14 protein-coding genes are annotated in these 15,199 nt (G+C 64.4%); 11 read left to right on the top strand and 3 right to left on the bottom strand.

Annotation, left to right across the window (positions count from 1 at the left end):
- The first annotated feature begins 37 nt into the window (after positions 1–37).
- The 9 genes from FAZ97_RS19710 to FAZ97_RS19670 all read left to right on the top strand — a co-directional run bounded on the left by FAZ97_RS19710 (position 38) and on the right by FAZ97_RS19670 (position 9,496).
- Positions 38–793: a GntR family transcriptional regulator gene (locus FAZ97_RS19710; protein WP_233271701.1), complete on the top strand. Its 756-nt coding sequence runs from the start codon at positions 38–40 to the stop codon at positions 791–793.
- Positions 794–828: 35 nt separating this feature from the next.
- Positions 829–2,088: an S-methyl-5-thioribose kinase gene (gene mtnK / locus FAZ97_RS19705; protein ID WP_158760103.1), complete on the top strand. Its 1,260-nt coding sequence runs from the start codon at positions 829–831 to the stop codon at positions 2,086–2,088.
- 70 nt (positions 2,089–2,158) lie between these two features.
- On the top strand, positions 2,159–3,235 hold the full coding sequence (gene mtnA, locus FAZ97_RS19700; RefSeq protein ID WP_158760102.1) for an S-methyl-5-thioribose-1-phosphate isomerase: 1,077 nt from the start codon (positions 2,159–2,161) through the stop codon (positions 3,233–3,235).
- A 53-nt stretch (positions 3,236–3,288) separates the two neighbouring features.
- Positions 3,289–3,924 carry a class II aldolase/adducin family protein gene (locus FAZ97_RS19695; RefSeq protein ID WP_158761000.1) on the top strand — a complete coding sequence of 212 codons (636 nt, stop codon included), beginning with the start codon at positions 3,289–3,291 and terminating at the stop codon, positions 3,922–3,924.
- 125 nt (positions 3,925–4,049) lie between these two features.
- A complete protein-coding gene (locus FAZ97_RS19690) occupies positions 4,050–5,159 on the top strand; it encodes a sugar ABC transporter substrate-binding protein (RefSeq protein ID WP_158760101.1) in 1,110 nt (369 codons plus the stop codon).
- 91 nt (positions 5,160–5,250) lie between these two features.
- A complete protein-coding gene (locus FAZ97_RS19685) occupies positions 5,251–6,789 on the top strand; it encodes a sugar ABC transporter ATP-binding protein (RefSeq protein ID WP_158760999.1) in 1,539 nt (512 codons plus the stop codon).
- Entirely contained in the window at positions 6,786–7,790 is a 1,005-nt protein-coding gene (locus FAZ97_RS19680) for an ABC transporter permease (protein WP_233271699.1), read from the top strand. Before FAZ97_RS19685 ends, FAZ97_RS19680 begins: the two co-directional genes overlap by 4 nt.
- Positions 7,791–7,847: 57 nt before the next feature.
- The gene (locus FAZ97_RS19675; protein WP_158760099.1) at positions 7,848–8,876 is read left to right on the top strand and encodes a dihydroxyacetone kinase subunit DhaK; all 1,029 of its coding nucleotides are present in this window, start codon (positions 7,848–7,850) and stop codon (positions 8,874–8,876) included.
- Complete coding sequence (locus tag FAZ97_RS19670; protein WP_158760098.1) at positions 8,873–9,496, top strand: DAK2 domain-containing protein; 624 nt, start codon at positions 8,873–8,875, stop codon at positions 9,494–9,496. The genes FAZ97_RS19675 and FAZ97_RS19670 overlap by 4 nt, the downstream gene beginning before the upstream one ends.
- 10 nt (positions 9,497–9,506) lie before the next feature.
- Here the strand turns inward: FAZ97_RS19670 and chrA are convergent, their stop codons facing one another.
- Positions 9,507–10,742, bottom strand: a complete 1,236-nt coding sequence (chrA, locus tag FAZ97_RS19665) for a chromate efflux transporter (RefSeq protein ID WP_158760097.1) — start codon at positions 10,740–10,742, stop codon at positions 9,507–9,509.
- A 348-nt stretch (positions 10,743–11,090) separates the two neighbouring features.
- Between chrA and bfr the strand changes: the two genes are divergently transcribed.
- A complete protein-coding gene (gene bfr / locus FAZ97_RS19660) occupies positions 11,091–11,567 on the top strand; it encodes a bacterioferritin (RefSeq protein ID WP_158760096.1) in 477 nt (158 codons plus the stop codon).
- Between the two features lie 24 nt (positions 11,568–11,591).
- Here bfr and FAZ97_RS19655 read toward each other — a convergent pair whose 3' ends face one another.
- Positions 11,592–13,298 (bottom strand): site-specific integrase, encoded by a 1,707-nt coding sequence (locus FAZ97_RS19655; RefSeq protein ID WP_158760095.1) that lies wholly within the window; start codon positions 13,296–13,298, stop codon positions 11,592–11,594.
- Positions 13,299–13,663: 365 nt separating this feature from the next.
- Between FAZ97_RS19655 and FAZ97_RS19650 the strand changes: the two genes are divergently transcribed.
- Positions 13,664–14,410, top strand: coding sequence for a carbonic anhydrase family protein (locus FAZ97_RS19650; protein ID WP_158760094.1), 747 nt, complete (start codon positions 13,664–13,666; stop codon positions 14,408–14,410).
- 100 nt (positions 14,411–14,510) lie between these two features.
- Here FAZ97_RS19650 and FAZ97_RS19645 read toward each other — a convergent pair whose 3' ends face one another.
- Entirely contained in the window at positions 14,511–15,113 is a 603-nt protein-coding gene (locus tag FAZ97_RS19645) for a phosphatase PAP2 family protein (protein WP_158760093.1), read from the bottom strand.
- Positions 15,114–15,199 lie beyond the last annotated feature (86 nt).

Here is a 15,199-nt window from a genome sequence, read left to right as displayed (position 1 = left end):
AAAACCACGAGCCAAGACATCAGACGTCTGATGTAGATTGGAGCCCTATGTGCCCAACCCACGCAATGATGCGGCAAACATGCGCCTAAGCGTCGATCAGTCGATGTGCGAGCGAATCCAGGATTCGCTGCTGGAAATGATCCGCGAGCGCTCGCTCAAGCCGGGCGATCAAATCCCGCCGGAGCCCGAACTTTGCGAGCTGTTGGGCGTGGGCCGCTCGAGCCTCCGGGAGGCGGTCGCGCAGATGATTTCCCACGGTCTTCTCACGCGCGTGCACGGCAAGGGGACCTTCGTCAGACAAATTACGCTCAAGCTGCAAGGCGGTCTGGATGATCTGATGTCTGTGACGGACATGATACGAAGTGTCGGTGCGGTGCCTTCCACGAGCCGTTTGCAGGTGAGGACGATCGCGGCTTCCGGCAGTCTCGCGCAAAAACTCGGCCTCGCCGAAGGCGATCCCTGCGTGCGGTTCGAACGCGTGCGGCGTGCCGACGATGCGATTGCCGCGTACTGCATCGATATCGTTCCGAAGGCGTTGCTTGAAGGGCAGGAGTTGGGCGAGTCGCTGTTCGGCACGCTGGAGCGCGCGGGCGTTCGGCTTTCCCACACCCATAGTTCGATCCAGCCGACCATTCTCACGCCGCGGGATTTGCCGGAACTGCAGGAGAGCATTGGCATGTTTCTGCTGATCGACGAAGTGGATTTCGATGAGACCGGCCGCGCGGTCTGCTACAGCAACGACTATTACAACGCCAGCATTTTCAAGTTCGATCTCGTGCGCAAACGACGTTAGGCGGGCCTGTGGCCCATTTTCCCGACAGGAAACGTATGCACTTCGAAGCTTTCAGCTCTTCCGAACTGACCGAATATCTGCTGGGTATTCCGGCCGTGTGCGCAAGGCTTGGCGACGACAGCGAATTGCAGGTCGTCGAAGTGGGCGATGGCAACCTCAACTACGTCTACTTCGTGAGCAGCGCGCTCGATCCACGCCTGAGCGTCGTCGTGAAGCAGGCGCCGCCGTACCTGCGGCTGGTTGGCGAAGCGTGGCCCTTGCCGCGCGAACGCATGGAGCGTGAAGTGGCGGCGTTGCGGCGCTTCGGCGCGTTGTGTCCGGAGCACGTGCCGCGCGTTTTTCACGCCGATAGCGAGAAGTTTCTCATGGTCATGCAGCGGCTCGATTCGCATCGCGTGCTGCGTGGGGGACTGATAGACGGCATCGTGTATCCGCAACTCGCCGATCATATTTCCACGTATCTCGCCCGCACGCTGTTTCATGGCTCCGACCTCTATCTTGCGCCCGATGCAAAGAAAGCCGCGGTAGGCGGCGACATCAATACCGAATTGTGCAGGATTACAGAAGAACTCGTCTTCACGTTTCCGTTCGAGGATCATCCTTCAAACGTTTACAGCCCCGCACTGCCTGCCACGGCGGTCGAGCGGCTGCGCACGCACGAGCCGTTGCGGATCGCGGCGGGCGAAATGAAATGGGCCTTCATGAACCATGCGGAAACGCTGGTGCACGGCGATCTGCATACGGGCTCGATCATGGCGAACGAGCACGAAACGTATGTGATCGACCCCGAGTTCGCGTTCTATGGGCCGATGGGCTTCGATACCGGTGCGTTCATCGCCAACCTGCTGCTCGCGTATTACGCGCGCGACTGGCACGACCGCGAAGCAGGGCGCGATCCTGCCGCGTACCAGGGCTGGCTGCTCGAACAGGTCGAGGCCGTGTGGAACGCCTTCGCGCAGAAGTTCGAGCAGATCTGGCGCATGCACGAGCGCGAGACAGGGCAGGCGTACCTTGGCGGCCCGGCGGGCACGCGTGCGGCGGAGGCTTTCCGCGACGTTTTCATCAGGCGGCTCTTCGCCGATACGCTCGGCTTTGCGGGCTGCAAGATGATCCGCCGCATCGTGGGCATGGCGAAAGTGGCGGAGATTACCAGTATCAAGGACGAAGCAGTGCGCGCGCGCATCGAAGTGCGTTGCCTGAAGCTTGCCGAAGCGCTGCTGGTGCAGCGTCGCGAACTGGCTTCGATCGAGGCGGTCACGACGTTGGCCGCTCGGGTACTCGCGGAATCGGCGTAAGCGAAAACGGGCTGCCGCAATGAGCGGCAGAGCCCGGACAGTCCGGACAACCCGCATCGACGGAGAATGTATGACGTTGCAGGCGCAACAATCGAGTCTTCCCCCCACCATCGAGTGGCGCGACGGCACCCTGTATCTGCTCGACCAGACGCGTTTGCCGCGCGAGTGCGTGGTCGAAGCCGTGGACACGGTCGAGACGGTCTGGCGAGCGATACACGAGCTGCGCGTTCGCGGCGCACCCGCGATTGGTGTCGCGGCCGCCTACGGCCTGTGCGTGGCGATGCGGCGCGAGCCGGCCGATTCGCGCGATACCTTCCTCGCGCGGCTCGAAGCGCACGCTGCGTATCTCGACAGTGCCCGGCCCACTGCGGTGAACCTGCGCTGGGCGCTGGAGCGGATGCTCTCGCACATTCGCGCCGAGCGGAGCGCGACGGGAGCCGCGCTCTACGAAGCGCTCGTGGCCGAGGCGAAGCGCATTCATCAAGAGGATATCGAGTTGTGCGCGCGGATTGGCGAAGCGGGGCGCGCGCTGATTGCGCCCGGCAGCGGCGTGCTCACGCACTGCAATGCGGGTGCGCTGGCCACGGCGGGCATCGGCACGGCGACGGCGCCGCTCTATTGCGCGCATCGTGACGGCGTCGCGTTTCGTGTCTATGCGGACGAGACCCGACCGCTGCTGCAAGGCGCGCGGCTCACCGCCTACGAACTGCAGCAGGCGGGACTCGATGTCACGCTGATCGCCGACAGCATGGCGCCCACGCTGATGGCCCAGGGGCTCATCGACCTCGTGATCGTCGGCACCGATCGCGTGGCCGCGAACGGCGACGTCGCGAACAAGATCGGCACGCTCGGCGTGGCGATCGCGGCGAAGCATTTCGGCATTCCCTTCTATGTGGCATGTCCCTCGTCCACGCTGGATCTGCGCACGGCAAGCGGCGCGGACATCGTGATCGAGGAGCGCGGCGCCGCGGAGGTGACGCATTTCGCGGGGCAGCGCACCGCGCCCGAAGGTATCCAGGTGCGCAACCCGGCGTTCGATGTGACGCCGCACGCACTCGTTACCGGCATCGTGACCGAGCGCGGCATCGTGCGCGCACCATTCGAGGCGAATCTGGCGGCGCTTTTTGCTACGGGAGCGGCAGCGTGAGCGGCGCGGGCGAGACGGCGCAACGCGCGCGCGATGCGCGCGCGGAGACCGAAATGCGGCAGCAGATCGTCGATACCGCGCGCGAGATGGAGCGCCTCGGCATCAATCAGGGCACGTCGGGCAACGTGAGCGCGCGCTGGCATGACGGCCTGCTGATTACCCCGAGCGGCGTGCCGAGCGCCGCGCTCACGCGCGAGCGCATCGTGTGGATGCCGCTCGATGTGCGCGACGGCGATTCGCTGTTCGAAGCGCAACGCCCTTCTTCGGAGTGGCGATTTCATCGCGACATCCTGCGCGCACGCGTCGACGTGAACGCCGTGGTCCATACGCACTCGCAAGCCGCCACGGCGCTTGCGATTCACAGCCGGGACATTCCCGCGCATCACTACATGGTGGCTGCGGCGGGCGGCAATTCGATCCGCTGCGCACCGTATGCGACCTTCGGCAGTCAGGCGCTCTCCGACCATGCGCTCGAAGCGCTGCACGACCGGCTTGCGTGCCTGCTCGCGCATCATGGCGTGATTGCGCTTGGGCGCGATCTCGCGCGCGCGCTGTGGCTCGCCCACGAAGTGGAAGTGCTCGCGAAGCAGTATTTGCTGGCGTGCCAGCTGGGCGAGCCGCCGCTGCTTTCGGACGCGCAAATGGAGGAAGTCATCGAGAAGTTCAAGGGCTACGGCCCGCGCAAGTAATACGCGGCGCTCGCGCGCCCAGGCAGTCGCGGCAATGCAATACACACGCGGTAGAAACGATTACGCAGTCGGTTGGCGGTTCGCAGGTCAGTCAAAAACCAGCAGATCAAAAACAGGAGACGGTGATGGCGTGGAGTTCGGCAGGGTTCGACAGATGGGTGGCGCGCAGCGCGCGCATGGGCGCAACGGCGGGCGTGACGATGATCGCCGCCGCGGCAATGCTGGCTGGCTGCTCGAAGAGCGAGTCGCCTTCAACCACGGCGGCGGCAAGCGACGCCGCCGCCGCGAGCGCGCCGGCGCAGGCCGCGGCGGCGCCGGTCACGAAGATCAAGGTAGGCTTCTCGATTGCCACGCTCAACAACGCATTCTTCGTAGGCCTGAAGAATGGCGTGGAGCGGGGTGCGGAAAAGCAGGGCTTCGATCTCGTGCAGACCAATGCAAACGGCGACGCGCAGCAGCAAGTCAACGACACGCTCAACCTGCTGAGCCAGGGCGTGCAGGCAATCGTGCTCAATCCGATCGATTCGAAGGCGATCATTCCGGCCGTCGAGAAGGCCAATTCGATGAACGTACCGGTCTTCATGCTCGACCGGGGTTCCGACGGCGGCAAGGTCACCTCGTTCGTCGCTTCGGATAACGTAGCGCTTGGCGCCACCGGCGCGAAGTGGATCGCCGACCAGTTGAGCAAGCGTTATGGCTCGCCCAAGGGCAATGTGGTGGATCTGATCGGCCTCATCGGCACCACGGCGGCGACGGACCGCGAAAAGGGCTTTTCGGACGAGATCGCGAAATATCCCGACATCAAGGTCGTCGCGCGCCAGGAAGGCGGCTTCGATCAGGAGAAGTCGCTCAATGCGATGACGAGCATCCTGCAGAAATATCCGCAGATCGATGCGGTATTCGGCGCGAACGACGACAACACGGTGGGCGCGGAAAAGGCCATCGACAATGCGGGCCGCTACAAGCCGCTCGGCGACCCGGCCCACATCATGGTGATCGGTGCGGACGGCACGGCGCAGGCGCTCTCGGCGATCCGCGCGGGCAAGCAGGACGCGACGATCTCGCAGAACCCGATTGGCATGTCCGCCAAGGCGATGACGTTCATCACCGACTACGAAGCGAAAAAAGACGTGCCCGCGAACTACGCGTGGCCGACCTATCTGATCGACAAGTCGAATATCGATTCGGATGACGTGAAGCAATACGGCCTGTGGGCGCTCGAAGTCAAGCAGTAACGGGCGGTCTTTAGCGCCGGCCGCACGCTCTGCGTGCGCCGGCGCCCAGGATGAACGGATGAAACGCGAATCAGGTTCGGCAATGCACGCAATGCACGTATCGCAGCAAGAGAACACGCGCGCGGGCGGCAGGACAGACGCGCCGCCGCTGTTGCGCATGAGCGGCATCGTCAAGAGTTTTCCCGGCGTGAAGGCGTTGCGAGGCGTGAGCCTCGAACTTCAGACGGGGCACGTGATGGCGATCGTCGGCGAGAACGGCGCGGGCAAGTCGTCGCTCATCAAGACGCTTTCCGGTGCTTACGAGCCGGACGAAGGCACGATCGAGATCGACGGCGTGCGCCTCGCGCGCGGCACGCAGGCCGCGATCGACGCGGGCGTGGCCGTGATCTATCAGGAGCTTTCGCTCGTCAACGACATGACGGTGGCCGAGAATCTTTTTCTCGGCCGCATGCCGCGTCGCTATGGCCTCGTCGATCATCGCAGCGCGAACGCCATGGCGCGCGAGGCGCTGGCCCAGGTGGGGCTGGAAGGCGTGCCGCCCGCCATGCGCCTGGGCGATCTGCCGCTCAACAAGCGCCAGCTCGTGGAGGTGGCGAAGGCGCTTGCGCGCGAGGCGCGCATTCTCGTGATGGACGAGCCCACGGCCGCGCTTCAGCATCACGATATCGAGCATCTCTACGCCGTGGTGCGGCGCTTGCGCGCGACGGGCATGGGCATCATCTTCATTTCGCACCATCTCGAAGAGGTGTTCGAACTCGCCGATTCGGCCGTGGTGATGCGTGACGGCGCAACCGTCGGCGCCCGGCCCATGTCGGAATGGAACGAGCCGGCGCTCGTGCAGGCCATGGTCGCGCGCAATCTCGACTCGTTCTATCCATGGGAGGCGCGTCCGTACGGCGACGTGGTGCTCGAAGCGCACAACGTGGCGAGCGCGCCTGTCTTACGCGACGCGAGCTTCAGTATTCGCGCGGGCGAGATCGTCGGCATAGGCGGCATTGCGGGCGCGGGACGCACCGAGCTTTTGAAGACGCTATGCGGCGCACTGCCGCTCACCGGCGGCGAACTGCGGCTGCGCGGGCGCAGGATCGCATTGCGCTCGCCCGCGCAAGGCATGCGCGCAGGCATTGTCTACACCGCCGAGGACCGTAAGCTTGAAGGGCTCGTGCTCGAAGCGAGCATCGAAGAAAACATCGCGCTTTCGAGCTTGCGCGCGCTGGTGCGCGGCGGCTTCGTGAGCGCGGCGAGAAAGCGCCGGCTCGCGCGCGAAGCGGTCGAGCGCTTCGCGGTGCGCGCGCCATCGGTTACGTCGCTCACGGGCAATCTTTCGGGCGGCAATCAGCAGAAAGTCATTCTCGGGCGCGCGAGCGCCACGTCCCCGGCGGTCATCCTGCTCGACGAGCCCACGCGCGGCATCGACGTCGGCGCGAAGACCGAGATCTATGCGCATATCGTGGCGATGGCGCGCGCGGGCGCGGCCGTCGTGCTCGTAAGCTCCGAACTGCCCGAACTGCTCGGCATGTCGGACCGCGTGCTCGTGATGTATCGCGGCGCCATCGTCGGCGAGGTCGCGCGCGAGGACGCGAACTCGGAGACGATCATTCAATGGGCTACCACTGGAGTTGCAGCATGACGTCCACCACGGTTCGACCGCGTGAAGAAACACCCACCCTGCAACAGCGCGTGCTGCGCCAGATGCGCAGCGGCCTCGGGCCACTCATTGCGGCGCTCGTGCTGATCTGCGTCGCACTCTCGCTGGCCTCGCCCGAATTTCTCACCACGAGCACCCTGACCAACATCATGGTGCAGGTGTCCGTGGTCGGTATCGCCGCAGTGGGCGGCACGTTCGTGATCATCACATCGGGTATCGACCTTTCCGTGGGCTCGCTCGTTGCGTTGAGCGGCATGGTGGCGGCGACCGTCATGGCCGGTGCGAGCCCGGACGCGGTTGGGCTCGGCGTAGCGGGCCTCGTCATTGCGCTCGTCACCGGTGCGGCCGTGGGCGCACTCAACGGCTTCGGCATTGCGTGGCTGCGGCTCGTCCCGTTCATCGTCACGCTCGCGATGATGGCGATGGGGCGCGGCCTGACGCTCGCCATTTCGGACGGGCGCACGAAATTCGACTTCCCCAACGTGTTTACCGCATTCGGCGCGAAGACGTTTGCAGGCCTGCCCGCGCCGATGCTCGTGATGCTGGCCGTATTCGTCATTGGCCACGTACTCCTGCGCAAGACCGAATTCGGTCACCAGGTGTTCGCTGTGGGCGGCAACAAGGAAGCGGCGAGGCTCGCGGGCATTCCGGTGAGCCGCGTGATCTTTCTGACCTACATGTTCGCGGGCGTGACCGCCGCGATTGCGGGCATCGTCCTCGCGGGGCGGCTCAATTCGGCGCTGCCTTCGGCGGCCAACGGGCTGGAGCTGCAGGTGATTGCAGGCGTGGTGATCGGCGGCACGTCGCTCGCGGGCGGCCGCGGCTCGATTGTCGGCACATTCATCGGCGTCGTGCTGATCGGCGTGATCAACGTCGGGCTCTCGCTGCTTGGCGTCAATCCGTTCTGGACGCAGTTCATCCAGGGCGGCGTGATTCTCGCAGCCGTTTTGCTGGACGCGCTGAGCCAACGGCGCAAGCTTTGAACGCAGAAGTCAACGTTAGCGGTGGCGCGAACGCCATCCATACAGGAGACGCGACACGTGAAAAAAATCATTAATCATCCTGATCATTTTGTCGACGAGATGATCGACGCGTTGCTGCTCGCCCATCCGGGCTGGCTCAAGCCCGTCACCGCCGACCGCCGCGCGCTCGTGCGCGCCGACGCGCCGAACGCGGGCAAGGTCGGGATCGTGACGGGCGGTGGGTCCGGGCACCTGCCGGCCTTTCTCGGCTACGTAGGCAAGGGACTCGCAAGCGGTGTAGCCGTGGGCAACGTATTTTCCTCGCCATCGTCGGAGCAGATCTACGAGGCCACCAAGGCGGTGCACGGCGGCGCGGGCGTGCTCTACCTGTATGGCAACTACGGTGGCGACGTGTTCAACTTCGATCTCGCCGCAGATCTTGCGGACGCAGACGGCATCGAGACTCGCACGGTGCATGTCGCCGACGACATGGCTTCCGCGCCGCCCGAACGCGCCTCGGACCGCCGCGGCGTGGCGGGCATGGTGTTCGGCTTCAAGTGCGCGGGCGCGGCGGCCGAACGCGGCGACACGCTCGACGAAGTCGCACGCATCGCCGCGAAGGCGAATGGCGCGACCCGCACCATGGGCGTGGGCCTCTCGCCCACGATCCTGCCGGCAGCACGCAAGCCCACCTTCACGCTGCCCGATGGCGAGATGGAGATCGGCATCGGCATTCATGGTGAGCCGGGCACGCATCGCGGTAAGCTTGAGAGCGCGGATGCGATAGCCGAGCGGCTTGCGGGTGCGATCCTGGGCGACCTGCGTGCCGAGGCGGGGTCGAGCGTGGCGCTGCTCGTCAACGGACTCGGCGCGACGCCGCTCGAAGAACTGTATCTGCTGTATCGCCGCGCCGAACAGGCGGTTGCCGCAGCAGGGCTGCGCGTGGCGCGCGCTTACGTGGGCGAGTACGTGACGAGCCTGGAAATGGCGGGCGCCTCGATCTCCGTGATGCAGCTTGACGAAGAACTCGACACGCTGCTCGACGCCCCGGTGCGTTCGCCGTTCTGGCGCGAAGGATGGCGCGTTGACGAGGGAGGTGCGCGATGAGTATTCCGGTCAGCGAAATCAGGGTGCGGCTCATTGGGGCATTGAACGCCATGCCTGCCAGCGCGGAGGAATTGCGCGAACTCGACGCTGCGCTCGGTGACGGCGACCTGGGCGTGACCGTGAAGGCGGGTTCGCTCGCGGCGGCCGATGCCATCGCGAAGCTGCCGCCCGACGCGGCGCTGGGCGACGTGCTGATCGCCGCGGGCAAGGCGTTCTCTACGGCGAATCCTTCGACGTTCGGCGCGCTCGTGGGCGGCGGCCTGCTCGCGGCTGCGAAGACTGTGGCGGGCCGGCAGGAGGCGGGCAGGGAGGAAGCGCTCGCCATGGGCCGCGCGGTGGCCACGCGCATTGCCGAGCGCGGCAAAGCGCAGCTTGGCGACAAGACGCTGCTCGATGCGCTCGTGCCGAGCCTCGACACCCTCGAAGCATGCGAACCAGGCAGTGGCGACGAGCGCGCGCTGCTCGACGCGATGATCGACACGGCGGATCGGCAGGTTCGCGCCACGGCCGCGTTACAGTCGAAGAAGGGGCGCGCCGCGTGGGTGCAGGAACGCAGTATCGGTCACGCCGATCCAGGCGCCACCGCGTGGCTCAGGTTTCTTCAAGCCTGGCGAGGCTGAGTCTGGCCGCTCAGCGAAAGAGCATTGCAGCGACGCCAGCCGCCGCTGAAAACACCACGACAGCGAGTGGCGGCACTTTCCAGCGTGTGAGCAACAGGAAGCCGATGGCGGCGATCGCAAAGTCGATGCGCGTCTGGACGGCGCTCGTCCACACGGGTGAATAGAGCGCCATGGCAAGCAGCCCGACCACGGCTGCATTCACGCCCGTAAGCATGGCTGCCATCGCCGGATGGGCGCGTAGCGCCAGCCAGTATGGCAGCGCGGCGAGCACGAGCAGCAGGCCTGGCAGAAAGATCCCTGCCAGGGCCACCGCCGCCCCCAGCGCATGGCTGGGTGGGCCGCTCATGATCCATCCAAGGAAAGCGGCAAACGTGAAAAGCGGGCCGGGCACCGCCTGGGCCGCGCCGTAGCCAGCAAGAAATTCGCCAGGCGATACCCAGCCGGTCGCAACCGTTTCACGCTGCAGCAGCGGTAGCACGACGTGGCCGCCGCCGAAGACGAGGGCGCCCGAGCGGTAGAACGCGTCGAATACGCGGACGGTGTGAGTCGTATCGAACGTGGCGTGCGCTGGAAGCCCGAAAAGCAGGACGCAAAAGAGGGCAAGCGCGAACAGACCCGCGGTACGCGACACACGAAACGCCTGCGTATGCTCACGCGCGCCGGGCACGGTTCCCGAAGCGGTGGACCGGCAGAGCACGATACCGAGCACTGCGCCAAGCACGATGACGATCAACTGCGCGTAGGCCGTAGTCATCACAGCGAGAAGCAAGAGCGCAATCAGTGCGATGCCGGCGCGGCGGTGATCGGGGCATAAGCGCCGCGCCATGTCCCATACGGCTTGCGCGACGACGGCAACGGCAACGAGTTTCAGTCCATGAATGAGCCCGCTTCCCGCAGGGCCGCCGAGTTCGGGCGCGGCGATGGCGAAGGCGATCAGCAGCGCGGCGGATGGCAACGTGAAGCCGCACCAGGCCGCGAGGCCGCCGAGCCATCCGGCGCGCAGCAGACCGATTGAGAATCCGGTCTGACTACTGGCGGGACCCGGGAGAAATTGGCAGAGGCCGACCAGATCGGTGAAGGTTTCGTCGTCGAGCCAATGACGCCGCTCGACGAACTCGCGACGGAAGTAGCCGATATGGGCGATGGGGCCGCCAAAGGACGTCAGGCCGAGTTTCAGAAAAACTCGCAGGACTTCAAACGCGGAACCCGAACGGGCCAGCTGTGACGTCGACATCCATGTTTCCATAGCGATGTATTTGTGAGGAATACGAACAGTGAGCAATGCTGCCGCGATCATACCCGAACCGCCGGCACTTTCCTGGAACGGGAAGCGCTTACTGGGCGCACGCTTCGATTCCCGTTCGGCAGCGACCAGGCCGCGTCGAGAACGTCCTGCGCGGACCCAGTTGTTCGCAAACATTCTCTCCGATCAAGGGCAACGGCGGGTTCAACGCGTCATTCCTCTGTTTAAATCGGCAGATAAAAGGCGGAATTCTTCTCATTGACGCTCTCGTTCGTGCGTTGCGCGCGCCAAATGTCTATGCTCGTTCTAATTGTCTCGACGCGGCAACGGCGCAGCACTCTGGAGGGAGTCATGCAAGCAGATCCAAAAGTTATCGAATATCTCAATGCGGAACTCAAGAACGAGCTGACGGCGATTAATCAGTATTTTTTGCATGCGCGGCTTTACGGCCACTGGGGCCTCGCAGGACTCGGCAAACACGAATACGACGAGTCGATCGAGGAGATGAAGCATGCCGACAAACTGATCGAGCGTATTCTCATGCTCGACGGCCTGCCGAATTTGCAGGACCTTAGCAAACTTCTGATTGGCGAGGATGTGCGCGAAGTGCTCGAGTGCGATCTCAAACTCGAACGTACCGCGCAGGCACAGTGCAAGGAAGCCGTCGCGTACTGCGAATCCGTGCGGGATTTCGTGTCGAGGGAGATATTCGTCGAGATCCTCGACGACACGGAGGATCACATCGACTGGCTGGAAATCCAGCTTGGGTTGATCGATAAGGTCGGCCTTGAAAACTATCAGCAGTCGGCGATGGGGTCGGTCAGCTGATACGCAATCCCGCCTCGATCGTGCTCACTTCGGCTTGCCAAATGCGTCCGCGATTTGCCGTGCGCGTTTGACCTCGTCGCTGTGCAGATAGATCGAGGTGGTCGAGACCGAAGCGTGCCGCAGGTTGTCGCGCACGGTGGTGAGTTCGGCGCCGCGCCCGAGCGCGTGTGTGGCATGTGTGTGGCGCATCCAGTGCGGGCTCGCGCGGCGCAGTTTGTCCGCGAGCGGCGCATGATCGGCCTCGATGGCGTTTGCGGCCAGCGCGAAGAAACGCCGAAGCACACCCCACAAACGCGCGCTGCTGATCGTGGCGTCGCTGTCGGCCTCGAGACTGCCGATGACTGGCGTAGCCGGATTCCAGCGCAACGACACGACTGGCAGGTCACGTTCGGCCAGATAGCGCGCAAGCGCGTCCCAGGCGAGCGGCGGCAGGGCGACGCGCGCAAGCTTCTTTCCCTTGCCCGTTACGCGCAGCCAGTGATCATCGCGCGCATCCGTCTCGACGTGGCCGAGCGTGGCGCCCACCAGTTCGCTCGCGCGCAGGCCGGTCGCATAACCGAAATCCAGCAGGAAGCGCAGCCGCTGCGCCGCCGGCGCCGACCAGCCGTATGACCACTCCAGGCCGTCTGCGATTGTGCGCACAAGCGCCCATTCCCCCTCGCTGAATGCGTGCGAGGTGTCTAGCGCTTGCGCGCCGTTTGCGCCGCGTACCTTCACGCCGGAAAACGGATTGGCGAGCACATAGCGCTGCTCGATGAGCCAGCGGAACAGCGCGCCAAGGATCGCCAGCGCATGTGCGACCGAGCGCGCCGAAAGGCTGCCGTTGAACGGCCGCCAGTCCGGCGAGGTGCGCGCGCGTACGGGCCCGACCCAGCGGCCGCGCGGCGAGGGATGACGCAGGAACGCGCGGTAGGCGATGGCATCTTCGGTCGTGAGCGACGAGAGCGCGCGGCCGCGCTCGACGATCGCCCAGAGGATCAGGCGTTCGGCTTCCTTCTTGTACGTACGCTGCGTGGCGGGCGATTCATGCAGCGCGAGCCAGGTCTGCACGGCTTCATAGTCGTTCGAAGCGTCCAGCGTGCAGGTCGCTCGCGGCGCCCGGAACGCGCCTTCGGAGCCGTCGACTTCGTGCGGCAGCTTCAGGGACTCCCACGGTGCGATGTCGCCGCGCTGGCTCGTCACGATCAGTGCGCGCGCCTTTTCCGTGAGTGCGGGCCACGCCGCGAAGAACGCTTCGATGGCGCGCGCGCTCGCCACGCCGAGACCCGGTACGGCCTTCCACCACTGGCGGCGGCGCGGAATGCGCACGGTCAGGTCGGCGAGCGTGGTAATGCCGTGCGCGTACAGCACCCGCACCGCACGCGGAGCGAACCACTGTGCGATGTCGTCGGCGATGCGGGGTTCGGGGGGGCGGGCGGTGCGCAAGCTGTCGATGGCTTGCGCGACAGCCTTGGCGTGGTCCTCCCGTCCTTCCACCGGATGGTCGAGCAGCGCCACCAGGTCGTCGCGATGCGCGGCGCGCGCGATGGCGATCAGCCTGCGCCGGATGCGCCCGAGCACGCCGCGCGCCGATTTCCCTTCGCCGAGCGCCGAGGGCAGATAGCGCTCCACGGCTGACCGCACGCCGAGGCCTGCATACCACGCGCGCAGCACGGCAAGCTCGTCGGCATCGGGAAATCCGGGTGGTTCGCTGGAAGCGGGGGCTGGCAAGGGGGTGTGGTGCGTTTTCATGTGTTGGAGTTTAGCGTAAAGATAGGTATCTTGTGATAAGAAGAATTATCTTTATAGATACAAATTCCGCTGGGTTCTCACAGAAAGCCCGAGACAACCGCCGTGAATGGCGTTGCGTTCCGGGTTGGCGTCCGGGTCGGCGTCCATTACGCGCGGCGCCACGCGGTCGCCGAAGGCGGGCGCTGGAAGGAGGCTCAATCCTGACGCAGGCGCAGGCGCACCCAGATATCACAACGTCACACGCCGCCTATACTTTGACCAGCCGTCTTCGCATTGCCTTCATGCTGATTGAGGCTGTTAGCGAACATCGATCCAGATCTCTCCCCGAGCCAAGGCTCGACCTCCGCAAATAAAGGAGATTTCCAATGTCTGCAAACACGGCGATTGACGTTCCAGGCGAACCGGAGGATGGCGCAAGGCGCAGGTGGATCAAGGCCGGCATTAGCGTGGCTACGCTCGTTGCGGGTACGCAGTTCGCTGTGGACGATGCGCAGGCGGCGGCGCTGTCCGAATCGCAGCGCAACGCGCTGACTCCCGATCAAATCATCGAAATGATGAAGGCCGGTAACGAGCGGTTTCGCACCGGCAAGATGAAAAAGCAGGATTTTCTTGCGCAGAAGCGAGCGAGCGCTACCGGCCAGTATCCTGCAGCCATCGTCCTCAGCTGCATCGACTCGCGCGCGCCAGCCGAGATCATTCTGGATATGGGAATCGGCGACACCTTCAATGCCAGAATCGCGGGAAACATCGCAAACCAGGACATACTCGGGAGTATGGAGTTCGCTTGTGCCGTCGCTGGCGCAAAGGTGATTCTGGTGATGGGGCACACCGCATGCGGGGCGATCAAAGGTGCAATCGACAACGTTCAGCTAGGCAATTTGACGGGTTTGCTCCAGAAGATTCAGCCAGCGATTACGGCAACGCAATATTCTGGAGAGCGAACCAGTAAGAACGACGAATTTGTCGATGCGGTGGCGCGCTCGAATGTTCAGGCCGCAATAGCCGCAATCCGCAGTGGAAGCCCGATACTGTCCGATCTGGAAAACAAGGGGAACGTGAAGATGGCGGGCTCGATGTATGACATCAAGAATGGCAAGCTCACCTTTCTATGAGAGCGTGAAGGCGATCAGGGGGCCATTCGCAGCGATTGCGCGTCGTAGTGAATGCGCAGGCACAGGTGTCGATGGCCGCGCCCGCGGCCATTGCGGCTCACTACGGCCGTAACCACCGCAGGCCAATCGGTACGGCGAGGACCTTCCGGTAGAGCGCGATTAGCGCGCGGGTCAGGGCCATGCCCGCGAGTCGCCAGAGCGGGCTGCTAACCAGGTAGGCCAGCCAGGCGACGATCGCCGCGCCAATCATGTCGAAAGGCCAGTGCACGCCGACAAATATGCGAGCCCACGCAACGGCGATATCGACGAGCACGGCAAGCAAGCCGACGCCTCGCCTCCCGCCATACAGGAGCGTGAACGAAATTGCGGAAAGCAGCGTCACATGATCGCTAGGAAACGAAGAATCTGGCGCATGGGCGAGGAACGTATGGCCCGTTGCGCTTACGAAAGGGCGGGGGTGATACCACGCCAGACCGATCAACTGGTTGACGCCCAGAGCGAGCAAGCCGACAAAGCAAGCGCGCACGGCCAGCGCGCGCCGCGCGTCTGCGCCTGTCAGCCATAGCGCCACCAGTATGGCGGGGACGAACAGGATCGCATAGTCCGCAATCAGGGTGCCCGAAACAATGAGCCAATGCGGCGTAGCGGGTGCGGCATTGAGTACGAGAAAGAGGGTTTGGTTTAACGTTTCGACTGCATCCATAAGGGCTCTTGGCTTTTACGTGCGTTTTTGCCGTACCGCCGCTAAGCGGCTCTGGTTGGCGAAATCGATTCTACGCACGGGCCGCT

Origin of the sequence: Paraburkholderia acidiphila (assembly GCF_009789655.1) — a bacterium.
GTDB lineage: Bacteria > Pseudomonadota > Gammaproteobacteria > Burkholderiales > Burkholderiaceae > Paraburkholderia > Paraburkholderia acidiphila.
Note: the sequence above shows the minus strand (reverse complement) of the source record. Positions and strands in the feature narration are given on the sequence as shown.